9 protein-coding genes are annotated in these 16,965 nt (G+C 72.0%); 7 read left to right on the top strand and 2 right to left on the bottom strand.

All coding sequences use genetic code 11. The features are described 5' to 3' along the window. The first annotated feature begins 78 nt into the window (after positions 1–78). The 4 genes from ACFYT4_RS18115 (at position 79) to ACFYT4_RS18130 (ending at position 7,441) form a co-directional block, all read left to right on the top strand. Entirely contained in the window at positions 79–3,657 is a 3,579-nt protein-coding gene (locus tag ACFYT4_RS18115) for an FtsK/SpoIIIE domain-containing protein (protein WP_389269507.1), read from the top strand. A gap of 197 nt (positions 3,658–3,854) precedes the next feature. Continuing rightward, positions 3,855–5,207, top strand: a complete 1,353-nt coding sequence (locus ACFYT4_RS18120) for an ABC transporter substrate-binding protein (RefSeq protein ID WP_389269509.1) — start codon at positions 3,855–3,857, stop codon at positions 5,205–5,207. A 6-nt stretch (positions 5,208–5,213) separates the two neighbouring features. Further along, complete coding sequence (locus ACFYT4_RS18125; RefSeq protein WP_389269511.1) at positions 5,214–6,563, top strand: carbohydrate ABC transporter permease; 1,350 nt, start codon at positions 5,214–5,216, stop codon at positions 6,561–6,563. Then, positions 6,560–7,441: a carbohydrate ABC transporter permease gene (locus ACFYT4_RS18130; RefSeq protein WP_389269513.1), complete on the top strand. Its 882-nt coding sequence runs from the start codon at positions 6,560–6,562 to the stop codon at positions 7,439–7,441. Before ACFYT4_RS18125 ends, ACFYT4_RS18130 begins: the two co-directional genes overlap by 4 nt. A 325-nt stretch (positions 7,442–7,766) precedes the next feature. Here the strand turns inward: ACFYT4_RS18130 and ACFYT4_RS18135 are convergent, their stop codons facing one another. Continuing rightward, positions 7,767–8,372 (bottom strand): TetR/AcrR family transcriptional regulator, encoded by a 606-nt coding sequence (locus ACFYT4_RS18135; protein ID WP_389269515.1) that lies wholly within the window; start codon positions 8,370–8,372, stop codon positions 7,767–7,769. Between the two features lie 130 nt (positions 8,373–8,502). Here ACFYT4_RS18135 and ACFYT4_RS18140 point away from each other — a divergent pair, with 130 nt between their 5' ends. The 3 genes from ACFYT4_RS18140 to ACFYT4_RS18150 all read left to right on the top strand — a co-directional run bounded on the left by ACFYT4_RS18140 (position 8,503) and on the right by ACFYT4_RS18150 (position 11,533). Beyond that, positions 8,503–9,420: an ABC transporter permease gene (locus tag ACFYT4_RS18140; protein ID WP_389269516.1), complete on the top strand. Its 918-nt coding sequence runs from the start codon at positions 8,503–8,505 to the stop codon at positions 9,418–9,420. Between the two features lie 19 nt (positions 9,421–9,439). Next, the gene (locus tag ACFYT4_RS18145; protein WP_389269572.1) at positions 9,440–10,240 is read left to right on the top strand and encodes an ABC transporter ATP-binding protein; all 801 of its coding nucleotides are present in this window, start codon (positions 9,440–9,442) and stop codon (positions 10,238–10,240) included. A 63-nt stretch (positions 10,241–10,303) separates the two neighbouring features. Beyond that, on the top strand, positions 10,304–11,533 hold the full coding sequence (locus tag ACFYT4_RS18150) for a glycosyltransferase 87 family protein (RefSeq protein WP_389269518.1): 1,230 nt from the start codon (positions 10,304–10,306) through the stop codon (positions 11,531–11,533). A gap of 354 nt (positions 11,534–11,887) precedes the next feature. On the opposite strand, the gene ACFYT4_RS18155 is transcribed toward ACFYT4_RS18150, so the two are convergent. Beyond that, positions 11,888–16,846, bottom strand: a complete 4,959-nt coding sequence (locus ACFYT4_RS18155; protein WP_389269520.1) for an NAD-glutamate dehydrogenase — start codon at positions 16,844–16,846, stop codon at positions 11,888–11,890. Between the last annotated feature and the right edge of the window lie 119 nt (positions 16,847–16,965).

The following is a 16,965-nucleotide window of genomic DNA, read 5'->3' on the forward strand; positions in this document are numbered from 1 at the left end:
TTCGTGCCGACCTGCCGGGTGGGGGCACATTGCGGCTCTCCCGCCGGGCACCGGGTGCAGAAGGGATTGCTGACGGCGATGCAGATCCGGCTGACCGTTCTCGCGCCGCGCGGCGGGCAGCCCGCGCCGGCGGGGCAGGGCCCCGGGGGACCGGCCTTCGCGGGGCGCGCGTGCGATGTGCTGGTCACCGCGCCCGCGGGGACGGCGCTGGCCGCCGTGGCATCGGCCCTGGCGGCGGCCGTCGCGGGCCCGGACACCTCCGGCGCGGTCGTGCTGTACGCGGGCCGCGAACGGCTGGACGCCCAGCGCCGCACCCTGGGCGAGCCGCCGCTGGTGGACGGCGCGGTGCTCTCGCTCCAGGTGCCCGGCGACTTCGCCGCCGAGGACGATCCGTCCGGCGCGGACGCGTCGGCCCAGCTCCATGTCGTCGCGGGCCCGGACGCGGGCGGGGTCCATCTGCTGCACGGCGGACGGATCAGCATCGGCCGCTCCGCCGACGCCGATGTGCCGCTGGACGACCCCGACGTCTCCCGTGCGCACTGCGCGGTCACGGTCGCGGAGGACGGCAGGATCACGGTCGCCGATCTGGGCTCGACGAACGGCACCGCGCTGGACGGCCGGGCCGTGGGCTCCCGCCCGGTAGGCCTTCCCCGGGGGGCGCTGCTGCGTCTCGGGGAATCGACGCTCCGCATCACCCCGGGCGAACACCCGCCCCGGCTGGCCACCGCCCCCGACGGCGAGGGTCACCTCCGGGTCCCGAGGACCGGGTCCGCCGCGCCGGACGCCTCACCGGCTGCGGGAGCCCGGGGACGGGACGCCGCCGCGCCCGGGCCGGGCGCCGCCTCCGCCCCGGGGAGTGCCCCGGTCGTTTCGGGGAGTGCGCCGACGCGGGACGGGCTCCCGGGACAGGGTGGCGGGCCGGCGCACGGCGGCGGCCAGGTGCCGGGCGGACCGCCGCCCGGTGGCGCCATGGCCGGTGCGTCCGGGCCTGGCGTGCCCGCGGGTGCGCCGGGCGATGTTCCCGCCGCCCGGCCCGGTCCCGGCCGCGTGCCCACGCAGTACGCCCCGGCCAGGGAGCCCTCGCCGTACGAAGAGGAACGATCCCCTTCGCCGTACGAGCCCGCCGGATCCCCCTCGCCGTACGAGCCCGGCCCGGACCCCTCGCCGTACCAGCCGGGCCGCGGGCCTTCGCCGTACGAAGGGGAAGGGTCCTTCTCGGCGTACGAGCCGGGCCGGGCGGGCCCGGCGTACGATCCCGGCCGCGCCCCCGCACCCCACGGGCCCGGCCGGGACTTCGGGCCGTACAGCCGTGGCGGGACGGGATCGACCGGCGGCGGCGATCCCTCGGAGACCACGCACGCCCGGGCGGCCGACGGGCGCGACACGGGCGCGGAGATTCCCGGTGACCCCGGAAACCCGGGGATTCCCGGGGCGCACAGCCGCCGGAGCGGGCGCGACGGCACCCGCAGAAGGGGCATAGGCGCCTGGGCCCGCCGGTTCAAGGGTGACCGTGAGGAGCCCGTGGAGCAGCCCGCCGCCGTGCCGGAGCCGCGGGCCGAGGCGCCCGCCCCGCCGCCGGTCGAGAGCTGGCCGGATCCCGCCGCCGTCCTGCTCACCGCGCTCGGTCCCGGCCGCCGCCTCTGGGAGCGCGGCCCCGCGCATCCCGAGTCGCTGGTGCTCCGGCTGGGCACCGCCGACCGGGACGGGCTGCCGTCCGTGCCGGTGACCGTGGGACTGCGGGAAGCCGGTTCGCTGGGTCTCGCCGGGCCCCGGGCACGGCTGGCCGGGGTCGCCCGCTGGGCCCTGGCCCAGCTCGCCGCCCTGCACTCCCCCACCGATCTGGAGATCGTGCTGATCAGCACGGACCGGGCCCGTGGCCTCGACGAGCGCAGGGCCGAGTGGTCCTGGCTGGGCTGGCTTCCGCATCTGCGGCCCGGCCACGGCCAGGACTGCCGGCTGCTGCTGGCGTACGACCGCGAGCAGGCCGCCGCCCGCGCGGCCGAGCTGACCCGCAGACTGGACGACGGCCCGCTCGGCCCCGGCTGGCCGAGCGCGGACCGCGCCGCCCTGTCCGACGCCGCCGGGCGGTACGACGGCCCCCGCACGGTGGTCGTCGTCGACGGCGACCCCGGTTCGGCCGCGCTGCGCGAGACGACGGCCCGGCTCGCGAGCGCGGGCTGGGCGGCCGGGATCCATCTGATAGCCCTGGCCGAGACCTCCTCGGCCTCACCCCTGTCCCCCGTCGCGGCGACCTACGAGACCGCCTGCGCCGTCTCGCTCGCCTTCCGCGAGTGCGGGGCGGTCGGCATGCTGAGCGGTGATGTGGCGACCGCGCTGCGGGTGCTGCGCACCGCGGGAGGGCTGCCCGCCGGTCATGGCGCGCTGGCGGCCGTGGACGCGGTGTCGGCGGCCTGGGCCGAGCGGTTCGCACGGGCGCTGGCGCCCCTGCGGACCGAGGGCGGCCCCGCAGGTCCCGCGGGCCCCGGCCGCGCGGCGCCGCTGCCCCGGTCCGCCCGGCTGCTGGACGAACTGGGACTCGCCCGGGCCACCCCCGCCTCCCTGATGGCTCGCTGGGCGGCGGCGGCCGAGCCGGACCGGTCCGCCTCCGGCCTGGTCGTCCTCGGTGCGGGTCCGGGCGCGCCGCTCGCGGTCGATCTGGCCTCGGACGCCCCCCACCTTCTGATCGAGGGCCCGCCCGGCAGCGGCCGTACGGAACTGCTCCGCTCGGTCGCCGCCTCCCTCGCGGCCGTCGGCCGCCCCGACCGGCTGGGGCTGCTGCTGGTCGACGGCGCGGGCGGCGAGCGCGGCGAGGGGCTCGCGGTCTGTACGGAGCTGCCGCATGTCACCGACCATCTGGTGGCGAGCGACCCGGTGCGGATGCGGGAGTTCGCGCAGGCCCTCGGCGCGGAGCTGAAGCGGCGCGCCGAGCTGCTGGGCCGGATGGGCTTCGCCCAGTGGCACACCAGCCGTGAGGTCGCGGAGCGGATGGTGGCCCCCCGCCTGGTGAGCGCGGCGGAGCAGGGCCCGGGCGGCGGCCCGTCGTCGCGCGGCGATCTCGACTCCCCGCCGAGCGGGACCCTCCGGCTGCGCCCGGGATCCCGTACGAGGACGGCGATCGTCCCGGAGCCGCTGCCCCGGCTCGTGGTCCTGGTGGACGACTTCGACGCGCTGGTGGCACCCGCGCTCGGCAGCACCGGCCGGCCGGCGGCGGGTTCGGTCGTACGGGCGCTGGAGGCCGTGGCGCGGGACGGGGAGCGCCTCGGAGTGCATCTGGTGGCGGCCTCCGCGCGCCCGGAGCGCACGGCGGACACGGAGCTGGCGCGCGGCTCCCGGCTGCGGGTGGTCCTGGACGCGCCGCCCGTCCCGGCCGGGCCTGAGGATCCGCTTCCGGGGCGTGGGGGGCTGATCCGTCCCGACGGCCGGACGACGCCGTTCCAGGGCGGCCGGGTCACCGGGCGGATACCCCGCACGGCCACCCTGCGCCCGACCGTGGTGCCGCTGGAGTGGGAGCGCATGGGCGATCCGCCCGCCCGCCGGCCGGTGCGCGAACTGGGCAACGGCCCCACCGATCTGGCGCTGCTGGCCAGTGCGCTGGAGCGGGCCGCGCGGTCGGTCGACGCCGTACCGCTGCCTCCGCTGGCCCCCGGGCACCCCTGACGGTCCCGGGCCCGGGCTCCGCAACCGGCCGCCGGGGGCACCGGGTTCGAGCCGCCGCGCACCCGGTTTGACAGGACATCACGTCACAGAGGGATCACGAAAGAGCCATCACCGCACGCCGTGGATTGCGGCCCCTTCCACCCGGGCGTACACCTGTCGGGCAACGCGTCGGAGCCAAGGAAGAGAACGGGGCAGGAATGCGCGCAACTCTTCGCACGAGCAAGGTCGCAGTAGCATTCGCCGTCGTCGCGGCGCTCACGGTCGCCGGGTGCGGCGAAGACGGCGACGAGGGTCCGAAGACGGGTGGGAGCGGCGAACCCGCCGCGAGTGTCGAGCTCCCCAGGCTCAACGGGGAGAAAATCGAAGTCGCCGCGGTATGGAGCGGGGACGAGCAGAAGAACTTCGTCAAGGTCCTCGACGAGTTCGAGAAGCGCACCGGGGCGTCGGTCACCTTCGTCCCCGCGCAGGACCCGATCGTCAACTTCCTCGGTACGAAGATCGCGGGCGGGTCTCCGCCCGATGTGGCGCTGCTCCCCCAGCCGGGCGCCATCCGGCAGGCCGTGGAGCGTAAATGGGCCAAACCCGTCGGCACGGAGGCCAAGGCGGAGCTGGCGAAGAACTACTCGGCGGGCTGGCAGAAGATCGGCCAGGTGGGCGGCGAGCAGTACGGCGTCTACTACAAGGCCGCCAACAAGTCGCTGATCTGGTACAACAACGCGGTCTTCGAGAACGCGGGGGCGACGGAGCCGAAGACCTGGAAGGAGTTCCTCGCCACCGCCGAGACGATCTCCGCCTCGGGTGTCACCCCCGTGTCCGTCGCGGGCGCCGACGGCTGGACCCTCACCGACTGGTTCGAGAACATCTATCTCTCCCAGGCGGGCCCGGAGAAGTACGACCAGCTCGCCCAGCACAAGCTGAAGTGGACCGACGCCTCCGTGACACAGGCGCTGACCTCCCTCGCCGAGTTGTTCGGCAAGCCGGAGCTGATCGCGGGCGGCGCGGACGGCGCGCTCCAGACGGAGTTCCCGGTGTCGGTGACCCAGACCTTCACCGGCGGCGCCGACCCCAAGGGCGCGATGGTCTTCGAGGGTGACTTCGTGGGTGTCAACATCGCGCAGACCAAGGCGAAAGTCGGTACGGACGCGAAGGTCTTCCCCTTCCCCGCGGTGGGCGCCGAGCCTCCGGTGGTGACGGGAGGGGACGCGGCCGTCGCGCTCAAGGACAGCAAGGGCGCGCAGGCGCTGCTGACCTTCCTGGCCTCGCCCGACGCGGCGCGGATCCAGGCGGCGGCGGGCGGGTTCGTCTCCCCGAACAAGGGGCTCGATCTCTCCGCGTACCCCAACGACGTCCAGCGCGACATCGCGAAGGCCCTGATCGACGCGGGCGACGACTTCCGCTTCGACATGTCGGACCAGATGCCGCAGTCCTTCGGCGGTACGCCCGGCAAGGGCTTCTGGAAGACGCTCCAGGACTTCCTGAAGAACCCGAAGGACATCGCGGGGACCCAGGCGAAGCTGGAAGCGGACGCCGCCAAGGCGTACAAGAGCTGACGGCGCATGACCACCGCCGTGAAGGCGGGGGGTCCGGCCGTGCCGGGTCCCCCCGCGGGCAAACGCAAGAGCGTGACAGGCACACGTAAAGTCATCGCGGCCGGCTTCCTGCTGCCCGCGCTGGTGCTGCTGGGCGCGCTCGTGGTCTACCCGATCGGGTACTCGGTCTACCGCTCCTTCTTCGACCAGGCCGGCGGCTCGTTCGCCGGCGTCGACAACTACACGGAGATCTTCACCGACGACGCGATCTTCACCGCCGTGAAGAACAACGCGGTCTGGGTGGTGGTCGCGCCGACCGTCTCCACCGCCCTCGGGCTGATCTTCGCCGTGCTGACCGAACGGGTGCGCTGGGGAACGGCGTTCAAGCTGGTCGTCTTCATGCCGATGGCGATCTCGATGCTCGCCGCGGGCATCATCTTCCGGCTGGTGTACGAGCAGAACCCGGAGCGGGGCGTCGCGAACGCCGTCTGGGTGGGTGTACACGACACCTTCGCCGAGTCGGCCGGGTTCCCGAGGGCCCGGCCGCTGCCGGTGCATCCCCTGGAGCCGGGCGGGGGCGGCTCGTACATCACCAAGGAGCCGGTCACCGCGGGGACGCCCGTCCCACTGCCGCTGGTGGGCGTTCCGCCCGCGAAGATGCCGTCCGACGCGCGGCCCGCGAAGGCGGCGGAGCCGGGCGACGGAAGGATCACCGGCACCGCGTGGCTCGACTTCACCCGGGGAGGCGGCGGAAAGCCCAACAGCATCGACACCAGGGAGCTGGGGCTGAAGGGCCTCACCGTGGAAGCCGTGAAGGACGGGAAGGTCGTGGCCGAGGCGCGGGCCGGGGCGGACGGCGTCTTCACCCTGCCCGCCTCCGCCGAGGGTGCCCTGCTGCGGCTGCCCGCCGCCAACTTCAAGGAGCCGTACAACGGCGTCAACTGGCTCGGCCCCTCGCTCGTCACCCCGGCGATCATCGGCAGTTACGTCTGGATGTGGGCGGGCTTCGCGATGGTGCTCATCGCGGCGGGGCTGGCGAGCGTGCCGCGCGAACTCCTGGAGGCGGCGCGGGTGGACGGCGCGAGCGAATGGCAGGTCTTCCGGAAGGTGACGGTGCCGCTGCTCGCCCCGGTACTGGCGGTGGTGCTGGTCACCCTGATGATCAACGTCCTGAAGATCTTCGACCTCGTCTACATCATCGCGCCCGGGTCGGCACAGGACGACGCGAATGTGCTGGCCCTCCAGTTGTACCGGTCCTCCTTCGGCACGGACTCCCATCCGGGAATCGGCAGCGCGATCGCCGTACTGCTGCTGTTGCTGGTGATCCCGGTGATGTTCTTCAACATCCGGCGTATGCGAAGGGAGAGTCGCCGATGACCACGACGGACGGTGTGGTGAAGGCGAAGCAGTCCCTCCCGGCGCGGATCGCGGCGCGGACGGGCGGGGGCGCGCTGCGGGTGTTCCTCGTCCTGGTGGGCCTGTTCTGGCTGATGCCGACCTTCGGACTGCTGGTCTCCTCGCTCCGGGGAGCGTCCGACATCGCCGCGAGCGGGTGGTGGAAGGTCTTCACCACGCCCGCGCAGATCACCACCGACAACTACGAGCGGCTGCTGGAGAACGAGGCGGTCACCGACTCCCTCGTCTCCAGCGTGCTCATCACCGTGCCGGCGACCCTGCTGGTGGTGATCATCGGCGCGCTCGCGGGATACGCCTTCGCCTGGATGGACTTCCCCGGCCGTGACTGGTGGTTCATGCTGGTCGTGGGGCTGCTGGTGGTGCCGGTCCAGGTGGCGCTGGTGCCGGTGTCGAAGCTGTTCGGGCAGATCGGGATCTTCGAGACCACGATCGGTGTGATCCTCTTCCATGTCGCGTTCGGACTGCCGTTCGCGATCTTCCTGCTGCGGAACTTCTTCGCGGAGATCCCGCGCGAGCTGCTGGAGGCGGCGCGGCTGGACGGCGCGGGCGAGCTGCGGCTCTTCACGCGGGTGGTCATGCCGCTGGGCGGTCCGGCGATCGCCTCGCTCGGCATCTTCCAGTTCCTGTGGGTCTGGAACGACATGCTGGTGGCCCTGATCTTCGCGGACTCGGAGAGCGCGCCGATCACGGTGGCCCTGCAGCGGCAGGTCCGCCAGTTCGGCAACAACATCGACGTCCTGGCGCCGGGCGCGTTCGTCTCGATGGTGATTCCGCTGGCCGTGTTCTTCGCGTTCCAGAAGCAGTTCGTGTCGGGGGTGATGGCGGGAGCGGTGAAGTAGGGACGTCACGGGAGCGGTGGGGCGGCGTCCGGTGGCGGCCCGGTCACCTCGGGCCCGGTCACGGGCCGCTCGCTTACGGACCGCTCGCTTAAGGACGGCCTGGTTACGGCCCGCTCAGTGCGGGCGGCCCATAACCGAGCGGTCCGTACGGGTGACTCCGTACGAGCGGCTCGGTGCGGGCGGCTCCGGCTCCGGGCCGCCGTGGTGGGTCCGGCGTGCCGGGAAGGTCACCGCGACCCGCCCGGGGCCCGGACCGGCCCCGGTTGCCCGACGCAGGCGGGCCGCGCCCCGGGCCCGTGAGCGCGCCCGGGGCACGGGCTCCTTCTCAGGCCCGCAGCGCCGCCACCGCTCCCCGTGTCAGATCGTCCAGATAGCCCTTCGGAAGATCCGCCCGGACCACCACCAGATGCCAGTAGAGCGGGCCGACCGCCACGTCGAGCAGCCGGTACGGGTCCGTCGAGGGGGGAAGCTCCCCCCGGGCGATCGCGTCGCGGACGATATGGGCCGCCATCCCCTGCTGGCTGTCCAGCAGCGCCGACTTGATCGCGTCCGCGATCTCGGGGTTGCGTACGGACTCGACCAGGAGATCGGGGATCACCTGGGAGGCCACGGGGTGGCGCAGCGCGTGGGAGGCGACCTCCAGCAACGCCCGCACGTCCCCGTACAGGGAGCCGGTCGCCGGCGCCGGCAGGCCCTGCGCGGCGAAGGCGGAGACCAGGTCGAGGACGAGGGAGAGCTTCGACTTCCAGCGCCGGTAGACCGCCGTCTTGCCGACACCCGCCCGCCGGGCGATCCCCTCGATCGACATCCGCGCGAAGCCGACCGAGGCCAGCTCCTCGAAGACGGCGGCGCGGATCGCCTCGGTCACGTCCTCCCGGAGCACTGCCGCTCCCGCGGGGGCACGTCGTGGGGTGCGCGGGTCCGTGGTCATGCGGAGGAGCATACCCATGACGACGAAACGGTTGCGTTGCGACGTGAAAACACCCTAGTGTCGCCGTAGCGACGAAACGGACCCGTCCCGTCGTGTCCCCCCACCGCCTCCGCGAAAGCGACCGACCAGATTGAGCAGCCAGACGATCTCCCCGCCCCTGGCCGGGCCGGGCCGCCCCGTGGAGAGCCCCGGCGCGCTCGCCGCCCGGCACGGGCTCAGCGTCAGCGGCGCACGGCCTTCCCTGCGCGCGTACACCGGGCAGCTGTGGGCGCGGCGCCACTTCATCACGGCGTTCGCCACCGCCCGGCTGACCGCCCAGTACAGCCAGGCGAAGCTGGGCCAGCTCTGGCAGCTGATGACCCCTCTGCTGAACGCGGCGGTCTACTACCTCATCTTCGGGATCCTGCTCGGCACCAGCCGGAATGTCCCGGACTTCGTGCCGTTTCTCGTCACCGGGGTCTTCATCTGGACGTTCACCGCCAACTCGATCATGAACGGCACCCGCGCGATCTCCGGCAATCTGGGACTGGTCCGGGCGCTCCACTTCCCGCGCGCCTCGCTGCCGATCGCGCTGGCACTCCAGCAGTTCCAGCAGCTGCTGTTCTCGCTCGGCGCGCTGACGGTGATCCTGGCGATTTTCGGACAGTTTCCCAGCGTTTCCTGGCTGCTCGCGGTCCCGGCGCTGCTGCTGCAGTCCGTCTTCAACACGGGCCTGTCGATGGCGATGGCCCGGTGGGCCGCGCGTACACCGGACATCGCCCAGCTGATGCCGTTCCTGCTGCGGACCTGGATGTACACCTCGGGCGTGATGTGGAGCATTCCCGTGGTGCTCAAGAACCACGACCTGCCGCAATGGGCGATGCTGGCACTCCAGTGCAACCCCGCGGCGGTCTCTATCGACCTGATGCGCTTCGCCCTCATCGACAGCTACACCTCGGCGCAGCTGCCGCCGCATGTGTGGGCCCTCGCCCTCGGCTGGGCCGTGCTCTTCGGGGTGGGCGGATTCGTGTACTTCTGGAAGGCGGAGGAGCGGTACGGACGTGGCTGAGAACCCCGAGATCACCGACATCATCGAGGACAGGATCCCGACCGTCGTCGTGGACGACGTCCATATCAAGTACCGGGTGAACGGCGGCCGCGGCGGCCGGGGCAGCGCCACCGCCGCGCTCAGCCGGATGCTCTCGCTGAAGTCGCGCAAGGCCCGCAAGGCCGGCGGGCTCACCCCGGGTGTGCGCGAGGTGCACGCCGTGAAGGGCGTCAGCTTCACCGCGTACAAGGGCGAGGCCATCGGGCTGATCGGCTCGAACGGCTCCGGGAAGTCCACCCTGCTCAAGGCGATCGCGGGGCTGCTGCCCGCGTCCGAGGGCCGGGTCTACACCCAGGGCCAGCCCTCCCTGCTGGGGGTGAACGCCGCCCTGATGAGCGATCTGACCGGCGAGCGCAACGTCATCCTCGGCGGCCTCGCGATGGGGATGTCCCGCGAGCAGATCCACGAGCGCTACGACAGCATCGTCGAGTTCTCGGGCATCAACGACAAGGGCGACTTCATCTCCCTGCCGATGCGGACGTACTCCTCGGGCATGGGCGCCCGGCTGCGGTTCGCGATCGCCGCGGCCAAGAGCCATGACGTCCTGCTCATCGACGAGGCGCTGGCGACGGGTGACGCCAAGTTCCGGCGGCGCAGCCAGGCGCGGATCACCGAGCTGCGCAAGGAGGCGGGCACGGTCTTCCTGGTCAGCCACAGCAACAGCACCATCACGGAGACCTGTGAGCGCGCGCTGTGGCTGGAGGCCGGAACGCTGCGGATGGACGGCCCGGCGAAGGAGGTCGTGGCCGCCTACGAGGCGTTCACCAAGGGAAAGAAATAGGACAAGATGAGGTACTGCGACATTCACCCGAAACGGACCTAAAGCGGACTAAAGTACCGGGCGATGACGTCCCACCGGATCGCCCCGCTGCCGCCCACCCACCGCCTGTCCCCAAGGCCCTCCCCACGGCTGGAGGCCCCCCGTCCGCATCCGCGGCACAGCCTGGCCCTGGCCGCCGTCTGGACGGTCACACGCGTCGGCATGCTGGCCCTGCTGGTCGTCGACCGCCTGGGGGACAGCGGTGTCGCGGGCGAGGTGCACACCCTCTACCGGGGCTGGTACGAGCAGCTCGTCCGCGGCGCCTTCCCCCTGGACGATGTCACCTGGCAGTACCCGCCCGGGGCCGCGCTCGTCTTCCTCTCCCCCGGCGCGCTGCCCTGGCTGACCTACTTCCAGGCGTTCGTGGCGCTCGTCCTCGTCGCCGACGCGGCCGTCACCGCCGCCCTCGCCCGCGCGGGTGCGGGCGGGGCGTGGCTGTGGGTCTGCGCCCTGCCGCTGCTGCTGAATCTGCCCCTGGCCCGGTACGACGTGCCCGTCACCGCCGTCGCGGTGCTCGCGCTGCTCGCGATGCGCGACCGGCCGCGGCTGGGCGGCGCGCTCGCCGGGCTCGGCGCGATGATCAAGGTCTGGCCGCTGCTCACCGTGCTGGGCACCCCCCGGGGCCGTACGACACGGGCCGTCTGGCTCTCCGCCGCCGCGTCCGCCGCCGCCCTGCTCACCGTGCTGGTGCTCGGCTTCAGCAACACCCTCGGCTTTCTGCGGCAGCAGGGCGCGCGGGGCGTCCAGATCGAATCGCTCGGCGGGACCGTGCTCCAGCTGGCCCGGAAAGCGGGCTGGAGCGGCGAAGTCCGCTTCCAGTACGGGGCCTTCGAGTTCGCCGGACCGTATGTCTCCACCGTGGCGGGGCTCTCGCTGGCACTGACCGTGGCCGCGCTGGGCTGGCTGCTGCTGTGGCGGGTGCGGGCCCGCCGCTGGAATCCGGCCACGCCCTTCGACGCCGCGTTCGCCGCCGTGCTCCTCTTCACCGTCACCAGCCGGGTCATCAGCCCCCAGTACCTGGTCTGGCTGCTCGGGCTCGCCGCCGTCTGCCTCACCTCCCGGCACACCACCCAGCGCGCGACCGCCCTGCTGATGGTCCCGGCGGCGGGGGTCAGCGCCCTCGCGTACCCGCTGCTCTACGACGACGTCGTCGCGGGCAGCACACTCGGCTGCGCCCTCATGGTCGTACGCAACGGACTGCTGCTCACGGCGGCCGTGCTCGCCTGCCGCCGCCTGTGGAAGGCCACGGTGTGAACGGACGAGGACCCGCCCGCGATGCCGCGTGGCGGGTCCTTCGCCGTACCCGGGGATCCCGCCCGGAGGGGGCCGGGGCACCCGTCCCAAGGTCCGGCGAACGGGCGGGGCTCCCCGTGCACCACCCGGGGAGCCCCGCCCGACGCCGCCAGCGCGCTAGTGCGGTGACCGGAAACGTTCACCGGCCTGCGACGCCCGGCACGGCACCCCTCCCCCGTAGCCCTACGGGCACGGGTGGTGCCCCCTGCGTTGTCGGACCACGCGAGTACGGCGAGTACGAGCTGCGGACCTCCGCCTTGCGCGGCACCGCACCGGACGCCGCAGGCTCACCGGCAAACCTTTCCGGTCACCGCACTAGCTGTGCGTCCGCAGCAGCTGGCGCATCGTCCGCATCGCGACCGACAGATTCGCCAGGTCGAAGGTGTCCGAACTCTGGATCTCCTCCAGGGTCGCCCGCGCCCGGCCCAGGATCGACGCGTTCTTCATCTCCCAGGTCTTGAACCGCTCCTCGGGCGTCGAGGTGCCGTTGCCCACCGAGAGCACGTCCGCCGTCAGCATCGCGTGCGCCGCGTAGAGGTCCTCGCGGATGGAGGCACGGGCCATGGACTGCCAGCGGTCGGCCCTCGGCAGCTCGATGATCCGGTCCATCAGCTGGGTGATCCGCAGCCGGTCGCCGATGTCGTAGTACACCTCGGCGACAGCCAGCGGCTCCTGGCCCGTACGGTCGGCGATCGCCACGATGTCGAGCGTCGGGAACGCCGAGGAGAACCCGGCGACACGCAGCGCCAGCTCCTCCGGCACACCCGCCTCCGTCAGCTCGCCCAGGATGCGCTGGTACCACTCCAGATCGGCGCCGCGCAGCAGCTTGGGCAGCTCGCTCCAGACGTGCTCGACCCGCTCGGCGAAGAAGTCGACGGTCTCGGCCAGCTTGAGCGGCTGCGCCCGGTTGCCCAGCAGCCAGCGCGTGCCGCGCTCGACCAGTCGCCGCGAGTGCAGCCGGACACGGGTCTGGACATCGGCCGCGACCTTGTTGTCCAGGTCCTCGACCGCGTCCCACACCGCGCCCAGACCGAAGATCTCGCGCGCGGCGGTCTGCGCCCGTACGACCTCCTCGATCGACGCGCCCGTCTCCTCCCGCAGCCGGTGCAGGAACGTCGAACCACCGGTGTTGACCGTGTCGTTGACGAGGACCGTGGTGACGATCTCACGGCGCAGCGCGTGGGAGTCGACGGCCTCGGGGAACTTCTCGCGCAGCGGCTTCGGGAAGTACGCGTGCAGCAGCCGGCGCAGATACGGGTCGTCCGGCAGCGTCGTCCCGATCAGCTCCTCCGCCACCGTGATCTTGGTGTACGCGAGGAGGACGGCCAGCTCCGGCTGGCTCAGGCCCTTGCCGCCGCCGAGCAGTTCCCGGATCTGCCGGTCGGTCGGCAGGAACTCCAGCGCCCTGTTCAGATCCCCGTCCCGGACGAGCCGGCGCATATAGCGCTGGTGGGCGTGGAGGAGGGACGACGACTGGGTGACGGCATTGGAGAGCGCGGTGTTCTGCGCGTAGTTGTTGCGCAGCACCAGCGCGCCGACCTCGTCGGTCATCTTCGCCAGCAGCTGGTTGCGCTGCTTGACGGTCAGATCGCCGTCCGCGACCAGGCCGTTGAGCAGGATCTTGATGTTCACCTCGTGGTCGGAGGTGTCCACACCGGCGCTGTTGTCGATGGCGTCGGTGTTGATCCGGCCGCCGGTGCGGGCGAACTCGATCCGGCCGAGCTGGGTGGCGCCGAGGTTGCCGCCCTCGCCGACGACCTTGGCGCGCAGCTCGTCGCCGTTGACGCGGATGGCGTCGTTGGCCTTGTCGCCGACGTCCGCGTTGGACTCGCTCGACGCCTTGACGTACGTACCGATTCCGCCGTTCCACATCAGGTCGACGGGAGCCTGGAGGATCGCCTTCATCAGCTCGGCGGGCGTCAGCTTGGCGATGCCGGCCTCGATGCCGAGCGCGGCGCGCATCTGCGCGTTGACGGGGATCGCCTTGGCCGTACGGGGGTGGATGCCGCCGCCCGGGGACAGCAGCTCCGTGTTGTAGTCGGACCAGCTGGAGCGCGGCAGCTCGAAGAGGCGGCGGCGCTCGGCGTACGAGACGGCCGCGTCCGGGCTGGGGTCGATGAAGATGTGCCGGTGGTCGAAGGCGGCGACCAGCCGGATGTGCTCGCTGAGCAGCATGCCGTTGCCGAACACGTCGCCGGACATGTCGCCGACGCCGACGACCGTGAAGTCCTCGGTCTGGGTGTCGTGGCCCAGCTCGCGGAAGTGCCGCTTGACGGACTCCCAGGCTCCGCGGGCGGTGATGCCCATGCCCTTGTGGTCGTATCCGGCGGAGCCGCCGGAGGCGAAGGCGTCCCCGAGCCAGAACTCGTAGGCGAGCGCGACCTCGTTGGCGATGTCGGAGAAGGACGCGGTGCCCTTGTCGGCGGCGACGACGAGATAGGTGTCGTCCTCGTCGTGGCGTACGACGTCGGCGGGCGGGACGACCTCGCCGGCCACCAGGTTGTCGGTGATGTCGAGCAGCGCCGAGATGAAGGTCTTGTAGCAGGCGACGCCCTCGGCCAGCCAGGCGTCCCGGTCCACGGACGGGTCCGGGAGCTGCTTGGCGACGAATCCGCCCTTCGCGCCGACCGGCACGATCACGGTGTTCTTGACCATCTGCGCCTTGACCAGGCCGAGGATCTCGGTACGGAAGTCCTCGCGCCGGTCGGACCAGCGCAGCCCTCCGCGCGCGACCTTGCCGAAGCGCAGATGCACGCCCTCGACGCGCGGGGAGTAGACCCAGATCTCGAACGCCGGGCGGGGCGCGGGCAGATCGGGGATGGCCTGCGGGTCGAACTTCATCGACACGTAGCCGTGGTGGCCGCCGGTGTCCGCCTTCTGGAAGAAGTTGGTGCGCAGGGTGGCCTTGATGACGGTGAGGAAGGAGCGCAGGATGCGGTCCTCGTCCAGGCTCGCGACCTGGTCCAGCGCGCCGTCCAGCTCCTCCATCAGACCGTCGATCAGCTCGGTTCCGGCCTTCTGGCGGCCGGGGGACATCCGGGCTTCGAAGAGGGAGATCAGCAGCCGCGTGGTGTGGACGTTGTTGAGGAGGGTGTCCTCCATGTAGTCCTGGCTGAAGGTCGAACCGGCCTGGCGCAGATACTTGGCGTACGCGCGCAGCACCATCGCCTGCCGCCAGTTCAGCCCGGCGCCGAGGACCAGCGAGTTGAAGCCGTCGTTCTCGGCCTCGCCGTTCCAGACGGCGGCGAACGCGTCCTGGAACCGCTCACGGGCGTCGTCGGCGAGATAGTCGCCGTTCCCGTTGCCGAGCGGCATCCGCAGTCCGAAGTCGTAGATCCAGGCGGTTGCCCGGTCCGCGCAGCGCAGCTCGTACGGCCGCTCGTCGACGACCTCGCAGCCGAGCCGCTGGAGCACGGGCAGCACGGCGGAGAGGGACACTTGCCGGCCCAGCCGGTAGATCTTGAAGCGCCGCTCACCGGGACCGGCGCCCACCGGCTCGTACAGCGAGAGCGCGAAGTCACGGCCGGAGTGGGTCAGGTCCTCCAGGTGGACCAGGTCGGCGACGGCGGAGCGCGGCGTGTGGTCGGCCTTGTAGCCCTCGGGGAAGGCGTTGGCGTAGCGGCGCAGCAGTTCGGCGGCGTGCTCCTCGCCCAGCTCGGCGTTGAGCGCCTCGGCGAAGCCGTCGGCCCAGGAACGGGCGGCCTCGACGAGCCTGGCCTCGATCCGCTCGGTGTCGGCGTCGGTGAGGTGCGGCAGCTCGGTGCCGGACGGGACGCGGACGACGAAGTGGATCCGGGAGAGGATCGACTCGGTGTTCCAGGCGGTGAAGTCGACGCTGGTGCCGCCCAGCTCCTCCTTGAGGATGTCGATCAGCCGCAGCCGCACCCCCGTGGTGTAGCGGTCGCGCGGCAGATAGACGAGGGCGGAGTAGTAGCGCCCGTACTCGTCCTGGCGCAGGTAGAGCCGCAGCCGCCGGCGCTCCTGGAGGTAGAGCACGCTGGTGACGATCGTGCGGAGCTGGTCGACCGGGGTCTGGAACAGCTCGTCGCGCGGGTAGGTCTCCATGATCTGGAGCAGATCCCGGCCGTCGTGGCTGTTGGGCGAGAAGCCCGCGCCGTCCAGGACCTCGGCGACCTTGCGGCGGATGACGGGGACGCGGCGCACGGACTCGGTGTACGCGGCGGACGAGAACAGTCCGAGGAAGCGGCGCTCGCCGACGACATTGCCCTGGGCGTCGAACTTCTTGACGCCGATGTAGTCGAGATAGCTGGGCCGGTGGACGGTGGAGCGGCTGTTGGCCTTGGTGAGGACCAGCAGCTTGTGCTCACGCGCCTTGGCGCGGGCGTCGGCCGGCAGCCTGCTGAACGAGGGGCTGACGGGGTGGTCCTCGTCCTCGCTGTGGTGCGGGTCGGAGCGCAGGATGCCGAGGCCGGTGCCGGCGACGGCGGCCAGCGCGTCGTTCTCCGTCAGCTCGTACTCGCGGTAGCCGAGGAAGGTGAAGTGGTCGGCGGCGAGCCAGCGCAGCAGCTCACGGGCCTCGTCGACCTCCTGGCCGGGGATGTCGTCGGCGCTGGGCTCCTCGGGCAGGCCCTCGGCGATGCGCAGCGCGGCGTCGCGCATCTTCTCCCAGTCCTCGACGGCCTCGCGGACGTCGGACAGGACGCGCAGCATGTCGGCGGTGATCTGCTTGAGGTCGGCGCGGTCGGTCTCGCGGTCGATCTCGACATGGATCCAGGACTCGACGAGCGCGTCGTGCGGGAGGCCCTCCCTCGCGCCGCCCTTGGCGGTCCTCGCGCGCCTCTCGGAGGAGAGCACCTCAATGAGCTTGCCGGTCACGTCCCGGCGGACCGTGACCTGCGGGTGGATCACCACATGGATGCCGCGGCCCTTGCGGGACAGCTCATTGGTGACGGAGTCGACGAGGAAGGGCATGTCGTCGGTGACGACCTCGACGACGGAGTGGCTGCAGGTCCAGCCGTTCTCCTCCACCGTCGGGGTGTGGACCCGCACATTGGCCGTGCCCTGGGGGCGGTTCTCGGCCAGGCGGTAGTGGGAGAGCGCCGCTCCGAAGACATCGACCGGGTCACGGCCGCTGAGGTCCTCGGGTGCGGTGTGCAGGTAGTAGCGCTGGAGGTACGCGAGCAGGGTGCCCTGGTCCGGACGCCGGCCCTGCTCCGCCCCGGCCGGGTGGCGACCACCGCCCGGACTGTTCTCAGCTACCCGGGCCGCTCGTTCGAGCAGCTCGGCCTTGGCTTCGTCCAGCTTGGTCTGCATGTCCTCTGGCTCCTGTCGCGCGCCGTTGCGTGACGTAGGTGAAAGAAGCGACGCAACGCCACGACACGGGGTGTCCGGTCGGAGTCGACGTTATGCCGCGATGAGAGTTGCCCGAGCCG

The sequence above is a fragment of the Streptomyces sp. NPDC004609 genome (genome assembly GCF_042873655.1).
GTDB lineage: Bacteria > Actinomycetota > Actinomycetes > Streptomycetales > Streptomycetaceae > Streptomyces.

Excerpts from the sequence above, each read along its gene's own strand:
- ACFYT4_RS18115 (WP_389269507.1), top strand. The coding sequence starts at position 79 with ATGCAGATCCGGCTGACCGTTCTCGCGCCGCGCGGCGGGCAGCCCGCG.
- ACFYT4_RS18120 (WP_389269509.1), top strand. The coding sequence starts at position 3,855 with ATGCGCGCAACTCTTCGCACGAGCAAGGTCGCAGTAGCATTCGCCGTC.
- ACFYT4_RS18125 (WP_389269511.1), top strand. The coding sequence starts at position 5,214 with ATGACCACCGCCGTGAAGGCGGGGGGTCCGGCCGTGCCGGGTCCCCCC.
- ACFYT4_RS18130 (WP_389269513.1), top strand. The coding sequence starts at position 6,560 with ATGACCACGACGGACGGTGTGGTGAAGGCGAAGCAGTCCCTCCCGGCG.
- ACFYT4_RS18135 (WP_389269515.1), bottom strand. The coding sequence starts at position 8,372 with ATGACCACGGACCCGCGCACCCCACGACGTGCCCCCGCGGGAGCGGCA.
- ACFYT4_RS18150 (WP_389269518.1), top strand. The coding sequence starts at position 10,304 with ATGACGTCCCACCGGATCGCCCCGCTGCCGCCCACCCACCGCCTGTCC.
- ACFYT4_RS18155 (WP_389269520.1), bottom strand. The coding sequence starts at position 16,846 with ATGCAGACCAAGCTGGACGAAGCCAAGGCCGAGCTGCTCGAACGAGCG.